At 45.9% G+C, this 14,408-nt stretch carries 21 protein-coding genes and 1 riboswitch; all 21 genes read left to right on the top strand.

Features of this window, described 5'->3' with window-relative positions; genetic code table 11:
* Positions 1–18: 18 nt before the first annotated feature.
* The 21 genes from rplE to spo0A all read left to right on the top strand — a co-directional run bounded on the left by rplE (position 19) and on the right by spo0A (position 14,209).
* Positions 19–558, top strand: a complete 540-nt coding sequence (gene rplE / locus DW931_RS09010; protein WP_022360563.1) for a 50S ribosomal protein L5 — start codon at positions 19–21, stop codon at positions 556–558.
* A 14-nt stretch (positions 559–572) separates the two neighbouring features.
* Positions 573–758: a type Z 30S ribosomal protein S14 gene (locus DW931_RS09005; protein WP_022345134.1), complete on the top strand. Its 186-nt coding sequence runs from the start codon at positions 573–575 to the stop codon at positions 756–758.
* A 201-nt stretch (positions 759–959) separates the two neighbouring features.
* Entirely contained in the window at positions 960–1,361 is a 402-nt protein-coding gene (gene rpsH, locus DW931_RS09000; protein WP_022360562.1) for a 30S ribosomal protein S8, read from the top strand.
* Between the two features lie 178 nt (positions 1,362–1,539).
* Positions 1,540–2,082, top strand: a complete 543-nt coding sequence (gene rplF / locus DW931_RS08995) for a 50S ribosomal protein L6 (protein ID WP_022360561.1) — start codon at positions 1,540–1,542, stop codon at positions 2,080–2,082.
* 17 nt (positions 2,083–2,099) lie between these two features.
* Positions 2,100–2,468 carry a 50S ribosomal protein L18 gene (gene rplR, locus DW931_RS08990; protein WP_022360560.1) on the top strand — a complete coding sequence of 123 codons (369 nt, stop codon included), beginning with the start codon at positions 2,100–2,102 and terminating at the stop codon, positions 2,466–2,468.
* A gap of 19 nt (positions 2,469–2,487) precedes the next feature.
* The gene (rpsE, locus tag DW931_RS08985) at positions 2,488–2,997 is read left to right on the top strand and encodes a 30S ribosomal protein S5 (RefSeq protein ID WP_022360559.1); all 510 of its coding nucleotides are present in this window, start codon (positions 2,488–2,490) and stop codon (positions 2,995–2,997) included.
* Between the two features lie 15 nt (positions 2,998–3,012).
* Positions 3,013–3,195: a 50S ribosomal protein L30 gene (rpmD, locus tag DW931_RS08980; RefSeq protein WP_022360558.1), complete on the top strand. Its 183-nt coding sequence runs from the start codon at positions 3,013–3,015 to the stop codon at positions 3,193–3,195.
* Between the two features lie 23 nt (positions 3,196–3,218).
* A complete protein-coding gene (gene rplO / locus DW931_RS08975) occupies positions 3,219–3,659 on the top strand; it encodes a 50S ribosomal protein L15 (RefSeq protein WP_022360557.1) in 441 nt (146 codons plus the stop codon).
* 1 nt (position 3,660) lies between these two features.
* Complete coding sequence (gene secY / locus DW931_RS08970; protein WP_107000793.1) at positions 3,661–4,977, top strand: preprotein translocase subunit SecY; 1,317 nt, start codon at positions 3,661–3,663, stop codon at positions 4,975–4,977.
* 108 nt (positions 4,978–5,085) lie between these two features.
* On the top strand, positions 5,086–5,730 hold the full coding sequence (locus tag DW931_RS08965) for an adenylate kinase (protein ID WP_022360555.1): 645 nt from the start codon (positions 5,086–5,088) through the stop codon (positions 5,728–5,730).
* A 3-nt stretch (positions 5,731–5,733) separates the two neighbouring features.
* Positions 5,734–6,483: a type I methionyl aminopeptidase gene (map, locus tag DW931_RS08960; RefSeq protein WP_118626947.1), complete on the top strand. Its 750-nt coding sequence runs from the start codon at positions 5,734–5,736 to the stop codon at positions 6,481–6,483.
* A gap of 269 nt (positions 6,484–6,752) precedes the next feature.
* Positions 6,753–7,010, top strand: a complete 258-nt coding sequence (locus DW931_RS08955) for a hypothetical protein (protein ID WP_243036934.1) — start codon at positions 6,753–6,755, stop codon at positions 7,008–7,010.
* A 1-nt stretch (position 7,011) separates the two neighbouring features.
* Positions 7,012–7,230, top strand: coding sequence for a translation initiation factor IF-1 (gene infA, locus DW931_RS08950; RefSeq protein WP_022360552.1), 219 nt, complete (start codon positions 7,012–7,014; stop codon positions 7,228–7,230).
* 249 nt (positions 7,231–7,479) lie between these two features.
* A complete protein-coding gene (gene rpmJ / locus DW931_RS08945) occupies positions 7,480–7,593 on the top strand; it encodes a 50S ribosomal protein L36 (RefSeq protein ID WP_003497809.1) in 114 nt (37 codons plus the stop codon).
* A gap of 131 nt (positions 7,594–7,724) precedes the next feature.
* Positions 7,725–8,093: a 30S ribosomal protein S13 gene (gene rpsM, locus DW931_RS08940; RefSeq protein ID WP_022360551.1), complete on the top strand. Its 369-nt coding sequence runs from the start codon at positions 7,725–7,727 to the stop codon at positions 8,091–8,093.
* Between the two features lie 75 nt (positions 8,094–8,168).
* Positions 8,169–8,570 (top strand): 30S ribosomal protein S11, encoded by a 402-nt coding sequence (rpsK, locus tag DW931_RS08935; protein ID WP_022360550.1) that lies wholly within the window; start codon positions 8,169–8,171, stop codon positions 8,568–8,570.
* 18 nt (positions 8,571–8,588) lie between these two features.
* On the top strand, positions 8,589–9,182 hold the full coding sequence (gene rpsD, locus DW931_RS08930; RefSeq protein WP_107000789.1) for a 30S ribosomal protein S4: 594 nt from the start codon (positions 8,589–8,591) through the stop codon (positions 9,180–9,182).
* 126 nt (positions 9,183–9,308) lie between these two features.
* Positions 9,309–10,271, top strand: coding sequence for a DNA-directed RNA polymerase subunit alpha (locus tag DW931_RS08925; protein ID WP_107000788.1), 963 nt, complete (start codon positions 9,309–9,311; stop codon positions 10,269–10,271).
* A gap of 178 nt (positions 10,272–10,449) precedes the next feature.
* Complete coding sequence (locus DW931_RS08920; RefSeq protein WP_022360547.1) at positions 10,450–10,986, top strand: L17 family ribosomal protein; 537 nt, start codon at positions 10,450–10,452, stop codon at positions 10,984–10,986.
* Positions 10,987–11,394: 408 nt separating this feature from the next.
* A complete protein-coding gene (gene spoIVB / locus DW931_RS08915) occupies positions 11,395–12,684 on the top strand; it encodes a SpoIVB peptidase (RefSeq protein ID WP_182426668.1) in 1,290 nt (429 codons plus the stop codon).
* Between the two features lie 214 nt (positions 12,685–12,898).
* A riboswitch (cyclic di-GMP riboswitch) is annotated at positions 12,899–12,974 on the top strand.
* Positions 12,975–13,402: 428 nt separating this feature from the next.
* Entirely contained in the window at positions 13,403–14,209 is an 807-nt protein-coding gene (gene spo0A, locus DW931_RS08905) for a sporulation transcription factor Spo0A (RefSeq protein ID WP_117796494.1), read from the top strand.
* Positions 14,210–14,408 lie beyond the last annotated feature (199 nt).

Here is a 14,408-nt window from a genome sequence, read left to right as displayed (position 1 = left end):
AGAGGAGGAACGTTAAAATTGGCTAGATTAAAAGAAATGTATCAGAGCGAAATCGTAGACGCTATGATCAAAAAATTCGGATATAAAAATATCATGGAAGTGCCGAAGCTGGACAAGATTGTTATCAACATGGGCGTTGGCGAGGCAAAAGAAAATGCTAAAGTTCTGGACTCTGCTGTAAGAGATATGGAAATCATCACTGGCCAGAAGGCAGTTCTTACAAAAGCGAAAAAATCAGTCGCTAACTTCAAACTTAGAGAGGGTATGGCTATCGGCTGTAAAGTTACCCTGCGTGGCGAGAAGATGTATGAGTTCGCTGATCGTCTGATCAACCTGGCTCTTCCGCGAGTAAGAGACTTCCGCGGTGTAAATCCGAACGCATTTGACGGCAGAGGCAACTACGCTCTGGGTATCAAAGAGCAGCTTATCTTCCCGGAGATCGAGTACGATAAAGTAGATAAGGTAAGAGGTATGGATATCATCTTCGTTACCACTGCTAAGACCGACGAAGAAGCACGTGAGCTGTTAACTCAGTTCAACATGCCATTTGCTAAATAATAGGAGGATTTATCATGGCTAAAACTTCAATGAAGATTAAACAGCAGCGTCCGGCAAAATTCTCCACCAGAGAATATAACCGCTGCAGAATCTGCGGTCGTCCGCATGCATATTTAAGAAAATACGGCATCTGCAGAGTTTGCTTCCGTGAATTAGCTTACAAGGGCGAAATTCCGGGCGTAAAGAAAGCAAGCTGGTAGGCATTGAGCACTTGATGAGGTAGTTTCGAATCTAGTGCGAAAGCCCGTCCCGAGACTTAGTGAGTCAGAGTCGAAGACGATAGACGAGCTTAGTCGAGTGGACGATGCCTATATTATAGAGGACACATCCTAGTGTTCCCAAAACCCACCGAAACCCACTTACAGTAAGTGGTAGTCAAATTATAAGGAGGCACACTCAAAATGACAATGAGCGATCCGATTGCAGATATGCTTACAAGAATCCGTAATGCTAACACTGCAAAACATGATACAGTAGATGTTCCGTCTTCCAAGATGAAATTAGCAATCGCTGACATCCTGGTAAAGGAAGGTTTCATCAAGAAATATGACGTTGTTGAGGACGGCAATTTCAAGACTATCCGTATTACCTTAAAGTACGGTAAAGACAAAAACGAGAAAATCATCTCCGGCATCAAGAGAATTTCCAAACCGGGTCTGCGTATCTACGCAAACAAGGAAGATATGCCGAAGGTACTGGGCGGTTTAGGTGTAGCTATCATCTCCACCAACCAGGGCGTTATCACTGACAAGCAGGCAAGAGAACTCGGCGTAGGCGGAGAAGTTCTTGCATTTGTTTGGTAGGCATTGAGCACTTTACGAGGTCTTTTCGAGTTTAGTGCGAAAGCCCGTCCCGAGCCTTAGTGAGTCAGAGTCGAAGACGATAGACGAACTTAGTCGAGTGGACGAAACATTATAGATACAACTGAAAACAGAGAAGCCGCTCAGGCTTCTCCGAAAATCTAAGTAGGAGGTAAAAGGCATGTCACGTATCGGAAGAATGCCAGTTGCGATTCCGGCGGGCGTAACCGTAACAATCGCAGAGAACAATTTAGTGACTGTAAAAGGTCCGAAGGGAACTCTTGAGAGAGAACTCCCGGTTGAGATGAACATCAAAGAAGAGGATGGTCATATCGTAGTTACCAGACCGAACGACTTAAAGAAAATGAAATCTTTACACGGTCTGACAAGAACCTTAATTAACAACATGATTCATGGTGTAACAGAAGGCTATGAGAAAGTCCTGGAAGTTAACGGTGTTGGTTACAGAGCAGCGAAGCAGGGCAAGAAACTGGTTCTCAGCCTTGGTTACTCCCATCCGGTAGAGATGGAAGATCCGGAAGGCATTGAGACTGTTCTGGAAGGACAGAACAAGATCACTGTTAAAGGTATCAGCAAAGAAAAAGTTGGCCAGTATGCAGCTGAGATTCGGGATAAGAGAAGACCTGAGCCATACAAGGGCAAAGGTATTAAGTATGCCGATGAGGTTATCAGACGTAAAGTTGGTAAGACTGGTAAGAAATAATTAAGGAGAGTGTGAAGATGGTTAGCAAACAGTCAAGAAGCGAAATTCGCGTTAAAAAACACGTTAGATTACGCAACCGTTTTTCTGGCACAGCCGAGAGACCGCGTTTAGCAGTGTTTAGAAGTAATAATCATATGTATGCTCAGATCATTGATGATACAGTTGGAAAAACTTTAGTAGCAGCTTCCACTGCCGAGAAGGAAGTTAAAGCTGAACTGGAGAAGACGAACGATGTTGCAGCAGCAGCTCACGTTGGAACTGTAATCGCTAAGAGAGCGCTTGAAAAAGGTATTAAAGAAGTTGTCTTCGATAGAGGCGGATTTATTTACCACGGAAAAGTTCAGGCATTAGCAGATGCAGCCCGCGAGGCTGGTCTGGAATTCTAGTAGGAAGGAGAACATACACATGAAACGTACAAAAATTGATGCCAACCAGTTCGAGTTAGAGGATACTGTAGTGGCAATCAAACGTGTATCCAAGACCGTTAAGGGCGGACGTACAATGCGTTTTTCCGCTTTAGTAGTAGTTGGAGATAAAAACGGCCACGTTGGTGCTGGTATGGGAAAAGCTGCTGAGGTTCCGGAAGCAATCCGCAAGGGCAAAGAGGCAGCTGCCAGAAACCTGATGGAGGTTCCGTTCGATGAGAACAATAGCATCCCGCACGATTTCCTCGGCAAATTCGGAAGCGCTAACGTACTTCTGAAGAAGGCTCCGGAAGGTACCGGTATTATCGCTGGTGGTCCGGCTCGTGCCGTACTGGATCTGGCTGGTTACAAGAACATCCGTACAAAATCCCTTGGTTCCAACAACAAGGCAAACGTAGTTCTTGCTACCCTGGCAGGCTTAGGTTCTTTAAAGACTCCGGAAGAGGTTGCAAAACTTCGCGGTAAGTCTGTAGAAGAAATTCTGAACTAATAGGAGGAGATAAAAATGGCAGAGAAATTAAAAATCACATTGGTTAAGTCTCCTATTGGCGCTATCCCGAAGCAGAAAGCAACGGTTGCAGCTCTTGGTTTAAACAAGACTGGCAAGACAGTTGAGCAGCCGGACAACGCCGCTATCAGAGGCATGATCCAGAATGTTAGACATTTAGTTAAAGTAGAGGAAATCTAAGATATTTGCAAGGAGGTGCAGTCATGGATTTATCCAATTTAAAGCCGGCGGTAGGCTCTAAGCACAGCGACAGCTTCAGAAGAGGTCGTGGTCACGCATCAGGCAACGGTAAGACTGCTGGTAAGGGACATAAGGGACAGAAAGCTCGTTCCGGCGCTCCGAGACCAGGATTTGAAGGCGGTCAGATGCCGTTATATAGACGTCTCCCGAAGAGAGGCTTCACAAACAGAAATTCTAAGACCATCGTTGGTATCAACGTAAGCGCTCTTGAGAGATTCGAGAACGACACAGTTGTTACGGTTGAAACATTAATCGAAGCAGGCATCGTAAAGAACCCGCGTGACGGCGTTAAGATCCTCGGCAATGGCGAGCTGACCAAAAAGCTGAACGTAAAGGTTGATGCGGTAAGTGAAGGCGCGAAAGCTAAGATCGAGGCCGTTGGCGGAACCTGCGAGGTGATCTAATATGTTAAAAACGCTCCAGAATGCATTTAAGATAAAAGAGGTCAGAGAAAAACTCCTCTATACGTTCTTTATGCTGGTTGTGACCCGTATCGGATCGCAGCTGCCGATTCCCGGAGTTAATACAACATTTTTCCAGGAACTGTTTACAAGACAGTCCAATGATGCGTTTGGTTTCTTCAATACGATTACCGGCGGTTCGTTCACGAACATGTCGGTATTCGCATTGAGTATTACCCCGTACATCACTTCTTCCATTATCATGCAGCTTCTGACAATTGCAATTCCGAAATTAGAGGAAATGCAGCAGGAGGGCGAGGACGGAAGAAAGAAGATTGCGGAATATACGCGTTACCTTACGGTTGCACTGGCGCTGATGCAGTCCGTCGCTATGGCGATCGGTTTCGGCGGCAAGGGACTTTTAGTTGAGTTTACTGCCCTGAATGTGATTGTCGCTATTGTGACAATGACAGCCGGAAGTGCCATGCTGATGTGGATCGGTGAGCGAATCACCGAGAACGGCGTCGGAAACGGTATTTCTATCGTGCTTCTGTTCAATATCATTTCAACCATGCCAAGCGATATGATTACGCTCTATGAGCGTTTCCTGCAGGGCAAGATCGTGGCGGTTGCAGTTGTAACAGCCGTGATTATCGTAGCGGTTATCGTAGCGATGGTTGTATTTGTTATCATTTTACAGGATGCAGAGCGGAGAATTCCGGTTCAGTATTCTAAAAAGATGCAGGGACGTAAGATGGTTGGCGGTCAGTCCACAAGCATCCCGTTAAAAGTAAATACAGCAGGTGTTATTCCTGTTATCTTTGCTTCATCCCTGATGTCTTTCCCGGTGGTAATTGCTGGATTTTTCCAGGTTAATTATGACACCATCGGAGGAAAGATTCTTCTGGCTCTGAATTCCAGCTCCTGGTTTAATCCAGAGCGTCCGGCTTATTCAGTTGGTTTAATTGTCTACATCGCGTTGATTATTGTGTTTGCGTATTTCTACACATCCATTACATTCAACCCGCTTGAAGTAGCAAACAACATGAAGAAATCTGGCGGCTTCATCCCGGGCATTCGTCCAGGAAAGCCAACATCCGATTACCTGGATGGAATTCTGGAGTATATTATACTGATTGGTGCCTGCGGACTGATCATTGTCTGCCTGGTTCCGATTATTGTCTCTGGACTGTTCTCAGTGAGCCGTCTCTCCTTCGGAGGTACTTCTCTTATCATTATCGTAGGTGTAGTACTTGAGACAATCAAAGCAGTCGAATCACAGATGCTGGTTCGCAACTATAAAGGATTCTTAAACGACTAAGACAACTCGCTTTCTGGGCGGGAGCTTGCTTACTTTACGGCTGGAGGTGGCCGGAGACAGCTCCTGCCTGGAGGCGATTCTGTTGTATATAGGGAGATTGTAACCATTATGAAGATTGTTATGTTAGGAGCACCGGGAGCCGGAAAAGGAACACAGGCTCAGAGAATTGCAGAAAAATACGGCATTCCGCACATTTCTACCGGAGATATTTTCCGTTCCAATATCAAGGCAGGCACAGAGCTTGGTAAAAAAGCAAAATCGTTCATCGATCAGGGCCTTTTAGTACCGGACGAGGTAACGATCGGCATGCTTCTTGACCGGATCCATGAGGCTGACTGCAAGAACGGCTATATTCTGGATGGATTCCCAAGAACGATCCCGCAGGCTGAGAGTCTGACAGAGGCACTGGCAGCAAACGGCGAGGCGATTGATTTCGCGCTCAACGTAGATGTGCCGGATGCAAACATCGTAAACCGCATGGCAGGACGCCGTGCGTGCTTAAAGTGCGGCGCTACCTACCACATCCAGTTCGCAGCACCGAAAAAAGAAGGAATCTGCGACAAGTGCGGTTCTGAGCTGGTGCTTCGTGATGATGACAAGCCGGAGACTGTACAGAAACGTCTGGAAATATACCATGACCAGACACACCCGCTGATCGAGTACTATGAGAAGAAGGGCGTTCTTCATACGGTAGACGGTACACAGACCATGGAAGACGTATTCAAGAACATTACGGATATTTTGGGAGCTTAAAACATGGCAGTGACGATAAAATCTCCCAGGGAGATTGAACTGATGCGTGAGGCGGGAAGAATTCTCGCCAAAACGCATGAGGAACTGGCGAAGAATCTTCGGCCGGGTATGTCCACCTGGGATATTGATCATATGGGAGAGGAAATCATCCGGAGTTACGGCTGCATTCCCTCGTTCAAAAATTACAACGGCTATCCCGCATCGATCTGCGTCTCTGTCAATGATGAGGTTGTACATGGAATCCCGCACAAGGAACATTTTCTCGATGAGGGAGACATCGTCAGTCTGGATGCAGGAGTGATCTACAAAGGATACCACTCAGACGCAGCCCGGACTTACGGCATCGGAGAGATCGACGATGATGCCAAAAAACTGATTGAAGTTACCAGACAGAGCTTCTTTGAGGGAATTAAATTTGCCAAAGCTGGCAATCATCTCAATGACATCTCTGCAGCGATCCAGAAATATGCCGAAAGTTTCGGTTTTGGTGTTGTCAGGGATCTGGTTGGTCATGGAATCGGTTCCCATCTGCATGAGGATCCGGAGATTCCGAATTTTGCAAGAAAAAGAAAAGGAATTCTCTTACAGCCCGGCATGACGCTCGCGATCGAGCCGATGATTACCGAGGGCAGCTACGAAGTAGTCTGGCTCGATGATGACTGGACCGTCATGACGGAAGATGGCGGCTGGGCTACTCATTATGAAAATACGATTCTAATTACAGAAAATGAGCCTGAGATTCTGTCGTTATAGATAGAAAATAGGAAAGAACCTTTTGTGAAATTCGAAGCGTTGATTTGGCTGGCTTCAGCTGGCTGCCACTGGTTATTTCTCCAAACTGGTTGCACTTTGTGAAATGGACAAAAATCGTTTGTTTCAGACAAACCTGCATGTTTTTTGGATGTTTCAGGCAGAGTGGGAGAAATGGCAGCGTATCTGCTGGAGCTACGTCAATCAGCAGCGATGTTTTTTAGAAAGTGTCTGTCTAAGCAGAAACGGAGATCAGAATGACGGAATATGGAATGGCCTGTCTAGTCCGCTCGCTGGCGGGGCATGACAAAGGCAATTATTATATCATAGTCAGAGAAGATGCACGCTACGTGTATCTGGCAGACGGACGCACTAAAACCGCCGCCAAGCCGAAACGCAAGAAGAGAAAGCACGTGCAGTTCTCCCACAAATGGGATGAGGCGCTGGCAGCCCAGTTTGCGGACGGCGCGGCAGTCCAGGATGAAGCGATCCGCTATTTCATTCAGAAATCATTGCAGGGAGGTATATAGAATGTCGAAAGCAGATGTAATTGAGATTGAGGGCGTAGTAGCAGAGAAGCTGCCGAACGCTATGTTTAAGGTAGAACTGGAAAACGGACACATCGTACTTGCTACGATCAGCGGAAAACTCCGTATGAACTACATCCGTATTCTGCCGGGCGATAAGGTTACAATGGAAATGTCGCCATACGATCTCTCTAAGGGAAGAATCATTTGGAGAGATAAATAAAGACCAATCCATTTTTCTCAATAAAAATATTGAGAGAAGTGTAAATTTCGCTTGCATTATAGGATTTTAAATGTTATAATGCTTTAGCGAACTTTGTTGAAGCATCAGGTAAGATCCGCCCTTTTGTCCTCTCACGGCAGGGGGATGGAACGAGTCTGTTGTACCTGTAAGTCCGACACAGGACTACAATAGGTTATAAAAAATTGTATGTCCGAGATTGGACGGACTATTACGGAAAGGAGAATTGCTGTGAAGGTTAGATCATCGGTTAAACCAATTTGCGAAAAGTGCAAGATCATCAAGAGAAAAGGCAGTATCAGAGTAATCTGTGAGAATCCGAAGCACAAACAAAGACAGGGCTAATTTGATTTAGCACCTATTTTTTCGCGTGGCTTTCTATTATGAACCACTCGGATGAGTTGTTCAGTAGTTTAAGCAAATTTATACATTATCAACGAAGAAGTAAGAAAAACTAATGGAGGTGTACTACACACATGGCTCGTATTTCAGGTGTCGATTTACCAAGAGAGAAACGCGTAGAGATCGGCTTGACTTACATCTACGGTATCGGTAGAGCAAGTGCAGCCCGTATCCTGGCCGAAGCTGAAGTTAATCCTGACACTCGTGTTAAGGACTTAACTGACGACGAAGTTAAGAAGCTTGCGGCAATCATCGCTGACAGTCAGGTGGTTGAGGGTGATCTGAGAAGAGAGATCGCTATGAACATCAAGAGACTGCAGGAGATTGGATGCTACAGAGGCATCCGTCATAGAAAGAGCCTTCCGGTTCGTGGTCAGAAGACAAAGACCAACGCTAGAACTCGTAAGGGTCCGAGAAAGACAGTAGCAAACAAGAAGAAATAATTAAGTAACAAGGAAACTGAATCAGGTTAGGTTTAGCAACAGGATTCAATATTTGAGAAAGTAGGTTAGTTTAAAATGGCTAAAAAAGTGTCCACTGGCAAGAAAGTGACAAAAAAGCGTGTAAAGAAAAACGTTGAACGCGGACAGGCGCACATCCAGTCATCTTTTAATAACACAATCGTTACTTTAACAGATGCACAGGGTAATGCCTTATCATGGGCAAGTGCAGGCGGTCTGGGATTTAGAGGTTCAAGGAAATCTACTCCATATGCAGCTCAGATGGCTGCAGAAACTGCAACGAAGGCAGCTCTTATCCATGGCTTAAAGTCTGTAGACGTTATGGTAAAAGGTCCGGGATCCGGTCGTGAAGCAGCAATCCGTGCTCTTCAGGCATGTGGTCTGGAAGTAACAAGCATTAAGGACGTAACTCCGGTTCCGCATAACGGATGCCGTCCGCCGAAACGTAGAAGAGTCTAATTAGGAGGTGCAAGTAAAGTGGCAGTAGATAGAGTTCCTGTACTTAAAAGATGTAGATCTCTTGACCTTGATCCGGTTTATTTAGGAATCGACAAGAAATCAACGAGAAAATTAACGAGAGCCAACAGAAAGATGAGCGAGTATGCACTCCAGCTGAGAGAGAAGCAGAAAGCAAAATTCATCTACGGTGTGTTAGAGAAACCGTTTAGAAATTACTATGCAAAAGCATCCAGAATGAACGGTCAGGTCGGTGCTAACCTGATGATCCTTCTGGAGTGCAGACTGGATAATGTATTATTCAGAATGGGCTTTGGCCGTACAAGAAAAGAGACACGTCAGATCGTAGATCACAAGCACGTTCTCGTAAACGGCAAGAGCGTAAACATCCCGTCCTACTTAGTTAAGGCTGGCGATGTAATCGAGATCAAAGAGAAGTATAAATCTTCACAGAGATATAAAGATATCGCTGAGGTAACCGGCGGAAGAATGGTACCGGCATGGCTGGAAGTTGACGCTGAGAACCTGAAAGGTACTGTTAAAGAGTTACCGAGCAGAGACGAAATTGACGTTCCTGTAAACGAAGTGCTTATCGTCGAGCTGTACTCCAAATAATAAGAAGTATTACTATTATGTTAGTCCAGAATCTCCCATGTATCTGCTTTGGCAGCTGCTTGGGAGATTCCGAGACTACAAGAGTATGGCAGACCCTCAAAAATGTTCCCAAAAGGAGGGGCTATCGTGTTCGATTTTGAAAAACCAAAAATTGAAATTGCTGAGATTTCCGAAGACAAAAGATATGGCAAATTTGTGGTTGAACCGCTGGAAAGAGGCTATGGTACCACATTAGGCAATTCTTTAAGAAGAATTATGCTTTCCTCTTTGCCTGGTGCAGCAGTAAGTCAAGTGAAAATCGACGGCGTTTTGCATGAGTTCAGTTCTATCCCTGGTGTAAAAGAGGATGTAACTGAAATTATCATGAACATCAAGAGTCTGGCGATCAAAAACAGCAGCGAGACGAATGAGCCGAAGACGGCTTATATCGAGTTCGAGGGCGAAGGCGTCATCACAGCAGCTGACATTCACGCTGATTCTGACATTGAGATTTTGAATCCGGACCAGGTCATCGCTACATTAAGCGGCGGCGCGGACAGCAAATTCTACATGGAGCTGACGATCACGAAGGGCCGCGGCTACATCAGCGCAGATAAGAACAAGAGTGAAGATCTTCCGATCGGAGTTCTGGCTGTTGATTCTATCTACACACCGGTGGAGCGTGTCAATATGACCGTTGAGAACACCCGTGTGGGTCAGGTGACAGATTATGATAAGCTGACATTAGATGTATACACAAATGGAACGCTGGCACCAGACGAAGCTGTCAGCCTGGCAGCAAAGGTTCTGAGCGAGCATCTGAACCTCTTCATTGACCTTTCCGAGAATGCCAAGACCGCAGAGGTTATGGTAGAGAAGGAAGACAACGAGAAAGAGAAAGTGCTTGAGATGAACATCGACGAGCTGGAGTTATCCGTTCGTTCTTACAACTGTTTAAAGAGAGCCGGAATCAATACAGTGGAGGAGCTGTGCAACCGCACACCGGAAGATATGATGAAAGTCAGAAATCTGGGCCGCAAATCCCTGGAAGAGGTTCTTGCAAAACTGAAAGAATTAGGTCTGCAGCTCAACCCGAGCGAAGAGGCTTAAGATACCGCGTGGGTGGACGTGCTTTGCAGTGCGTCCCTTTCATGCAGATACGGGGACGGGTAAGTCCGAATGGCACAGGTCCCTGCATAACCATCAAACAATTATATTTTATATAGCAGACATTCAGTAAGTCCAAAGGGCATGAGTGTCGGCTTCCGCAAATGGAGGAGAAAGAATCATGGCAGGATATAGAAAACTTGGAAGAACTTCCAGTCAGAGAAAAGCAATGCTGCGCAGCCTGGTAACCGCACTGTTATTCAACGGCAAGATCGTTACCACTGAGGCAAGAGCAAAAGAAGTGAAGAAGATCGCTGAGGGTCTGATCGCTCTGGCAGTAAAAGAGAAAGATAACTTCGAGACCGTTAAAGTTACCGCTAAGGTAGCTCGCAAAGACGAGAACGGCAAGAGAGTAAAAGAAGTTGTTGACGGCAAGAAAGTTACCGTTTACGACGAAGTAGAGAAAGAGATCAAGAAAGATAAAGCTTCCAGACTTCACGCTAGAAGACAGATGCTGAAGGTTCTCTACGATGTAACAGACGTTCCGACTGCAAGAGCAGGCAAGAAGAAAAACACTAAGAAGGTAGATATGCCGGCTAAGCTGTTTGATGAGCTTGCACCGAAGTACGCTAACCGCAATGGTGGTTACAGCCGTATCGTTAAGATCGGTCAGCGTAAGGGCGACGGCGCTATGGAAGTTCTGTTAGAGCTGGTATAATTTAGATAGATTCGTTTGTTTAAGTTGTATCAAATCTTCGTTCTTTTACGCAAGTTTTGAATCATAAGATGATTTTATACCCCCGGTTTGGGAGACAGAGAAATCTGTCTTCTGAACCGGGTTTTTTGACGTTAGAATGGAATTTTTCAGGTTTTCCATTTACCTTGAGAAAAAGTCAGGGTTTTAATAACACTTGAATGAAAAAAATAGAAAGAATGGCGCAAAAATAGCAGACTGAATTTTACGGTTTTCCGCATACTAGGATTAAACGATTTTATCGAACAAGTTCTTGGATTCAAACAGAGTGTACATCTGCATTTCGTTGAGATTCGCCGCAGTGCGGAATCTACGGAACGGGGGAGGTACATAAGAGTAGAAGGAGGAAAAACCGTGCGAAAAAACTCTGGTATGTGGAAAACAATAAGTCGGAAGGAAAAACTTCGCCGTGTTCTGCTGATAATCTTTGGTGCGGGGGTCATTGCGCTTGCCGGTGTGTCTTATCAATATGTGAAGAACGCGGTTCCCGACCGCATCAATGTGGTGGTGGATCGGCAGGAGCAAGTTCGCTTTGGGCTGCCGTTTCGGGCATTGCTGGAAAGTGAGAGCGAGGAGGTGGTTCTAAACGGCAGCTCTAAAATTCCGTCCGACCAGATCCATCTGCAGCTCAACCAGCCCTTTTCCATCTATTCTGAACAGGAGGGAACGTACCGTTTAAGTCTCAAACTCTTTGGAATATGGAAATTAAAGGATATCGAGGTAGATGTGTCGGACGTCCAGTACGCGGTTCCCTGTGGGCTGCCGGTGGGTATTTACATGAAATCCGATGGACTGATGGTGATTGGAACCGGAAGGGTGACGGCACAGACGGGGGAAGTGATAGATCCGGCGGACGGGATCCTGCGTTCTGGAGATTATATCGAGGCAATCAACGGGACGCCGGCGACGGACAAGAAAGATATGATACGGGCGGTCAAGGAAGCGGGAAATATGGCTCTGACACTTTCAGTGCGCCGCGAGGGAGAGACGATGGATGTACAGATGACGCCGGTACAGACGCAGGAGGGAGACTATAAGCTTGGGCTGTGGATCCGCGACGATACGCAGGGCATCGGTACGATGACCTATGTATGTGCTAACGGCGCGTTTGGAGCGCTGGGACACGGTATCAGCGACGGCGACACGGGACTTCTGGTGCAGACCTCCGGCGGCGAACTATACGATACGGAGATTCTGGGCGTGGAGAAGGGAAGTTTCGGAAAGCCGGGCGTGATGTCGGGCGTTATTTACTATGGAAATCAGTCGCGGCTGGGAAGTGTGGAGGCGAATACGGATCAGGGCATTTTCGGGACGGCAAATCCGCGCTTTTTAAGCCGGGTAAAGAACCCTGCAATTCCGATCGGTTACCGTCAGGACGTCAAAAAAGGCCGTGCCTGCATCCGCAGCAGCGTGTCCGGGGAATTGAAAGACTACGAGATTGAGATTCAGAAAATAGACCACTCCTCCAACCGCCACAACAAGGACATGGTCATTCGCGTAACCGATCCGGAACTTCTGTCCCTGACCGGCGGGATCGTCCAGGGCATGAGCGGCAGCCCCATCATCCAGAACGGAAAACTCATCGGAGCAGTCACGCACGTTTTTATTCAGGATTCGACGCGAGGGTATGGGATTCTGGTGGAGAATATGCTGGGACATTGAATCTGGATGCAAAGTAACTGTTTACAAGTGGGAATTTTCTGAACTGAAAATTCCATATGATACAGTTCTGGCAGCAGATTTTGCCGATTTTGAATACGCAGCATCGGCAAAATCCTGTTGCTGGGCACACGTGTGTGAACAGTAACATGCAAAGTACAAAGTTTTTGCTCTCTTTATTGACAGGATATAAAAAAAGCGTATATAATAGAGCAAATTACATATTTGGCAAAACAGTTGAAAAGCTGCGACGCAAAGCTATAGGGCCTGTAAAATGGCAGCCAGTTGCATTAACACGATAACAGAGTATGTTATAGTTGTATGGCTATGGCGTAACTCTGTTTTTTTATAGGAATTTATCGAAACTTGATCTGCAAAGATGGAATTTTCATGTTCAGAAACCGGTCGTGGAGGCTTTTTAATTGCGTGTATTTTGTGTGTCTTTCGACCGGAATCGGTAAAACGTGGTGATAAGGGATCGTTAGATAGGCGTATGGCGGCTGGGCGGTAGAAGGTTTATAGCGGAATCTTAACAGATACGGTTAGCTACAATACATGCTTATATATAGTTTGCATCTTGTGTAATTTGTTTTGCATCAAAAGAATTGATAGACAAAATGAGCGTTGAGTGTCGAACTGCGCGATCAAAACGAGTTGAAACTTGTTAAAAAAAGAATTTATAATTATTTTAATCATCACAGGTGCCGAGGAGGAGAATATTATGGCAGAAATGAAGATTGCGATCGCAGAGGATAATCGTCAGGCATTGGATATGCTTGGAAATATACTGGAAAGTGATAAGGAGATTCAGGTGGTCGGAAAAGCGGAAAACGGAACCGATGCCTATAATATGATCGTAAAGACAAAGCCGGATATTGTATTTCTGGACGTAGTGATGCCGGGAATGGATGGAATTTCGGTTATGGAGCGCATCAAGACAAATCAAGACTGTTCAGCTGACACTTCCTTTGTTATGATTACAGCTGCGAGCAGCGAGAATCTGACAGCGGATGCTTTTCGGATGGGCGCCTGTTATTACATAGTAAAGCCATTTTCGAAGGAGGCGGTTTTAGACAAGGTACATCGCCTGAAGAATTACAGGAACCGCGCTTCGACCCTGGCGGGCAACCGGAAGGTGGAGCCGTATATGGTGTCGGCGGAATATGAAAGACAGAATCTGGAGAGCGATGTGACGCAGATTCTGCATGAGATTGGGATTCCGGCTCATATTAAGGGATATCAGTACCTGCGGGATGCGATTATTTTGTCAGTCAGTGATAAAGAAATGCTCGGTTCTGTGACGAAAATCCTGTACCCGACCATCGCCAAGAAGCGCCAGACCACTTCAAGCCGTGTCGAGCGGGCAATCCGCCACGCGATTGAGGTCGCATGGAGCCGCGGCAAGATGGACACGATCAACGATCTATTTGGATATACCGTCAGCACAGGGAAAGGAAAGCCGACCAATTCGGAATTTATCGCATTGATTGTTGACAAGATTTGCCTGGATTATAAGCGGGATGTATAAAATCGTGCGGTGCTTTTTGGAGCCGAAAGTGCTGTAAGCCTTTTTAACACGATTGTAACACATTTATGAAAGTGACTGATTGCATGGGTAAATGTGTGTATGATAAGATAAAGGGGAAATAAAAGATGCAGGACTGAAAAACTGCCCCTGTATAAAACAGCTGGACAGAGAGGTCAGGAAAGCAGCTAAAAGAACGGAG

The organism is Clostridium sp. AM43-3BH, assembly GCF_003479985.1.
GTDB classification, from domain to species: domain Bacteria; phylum Bacillota; class Clostridia; order Lachnospirales; family Lachnospiraceae; genus Otoolea; species Otoolea fessa.
This window is presented reverse-complemented; position numbering and strand designations above follow the sequence as displayed.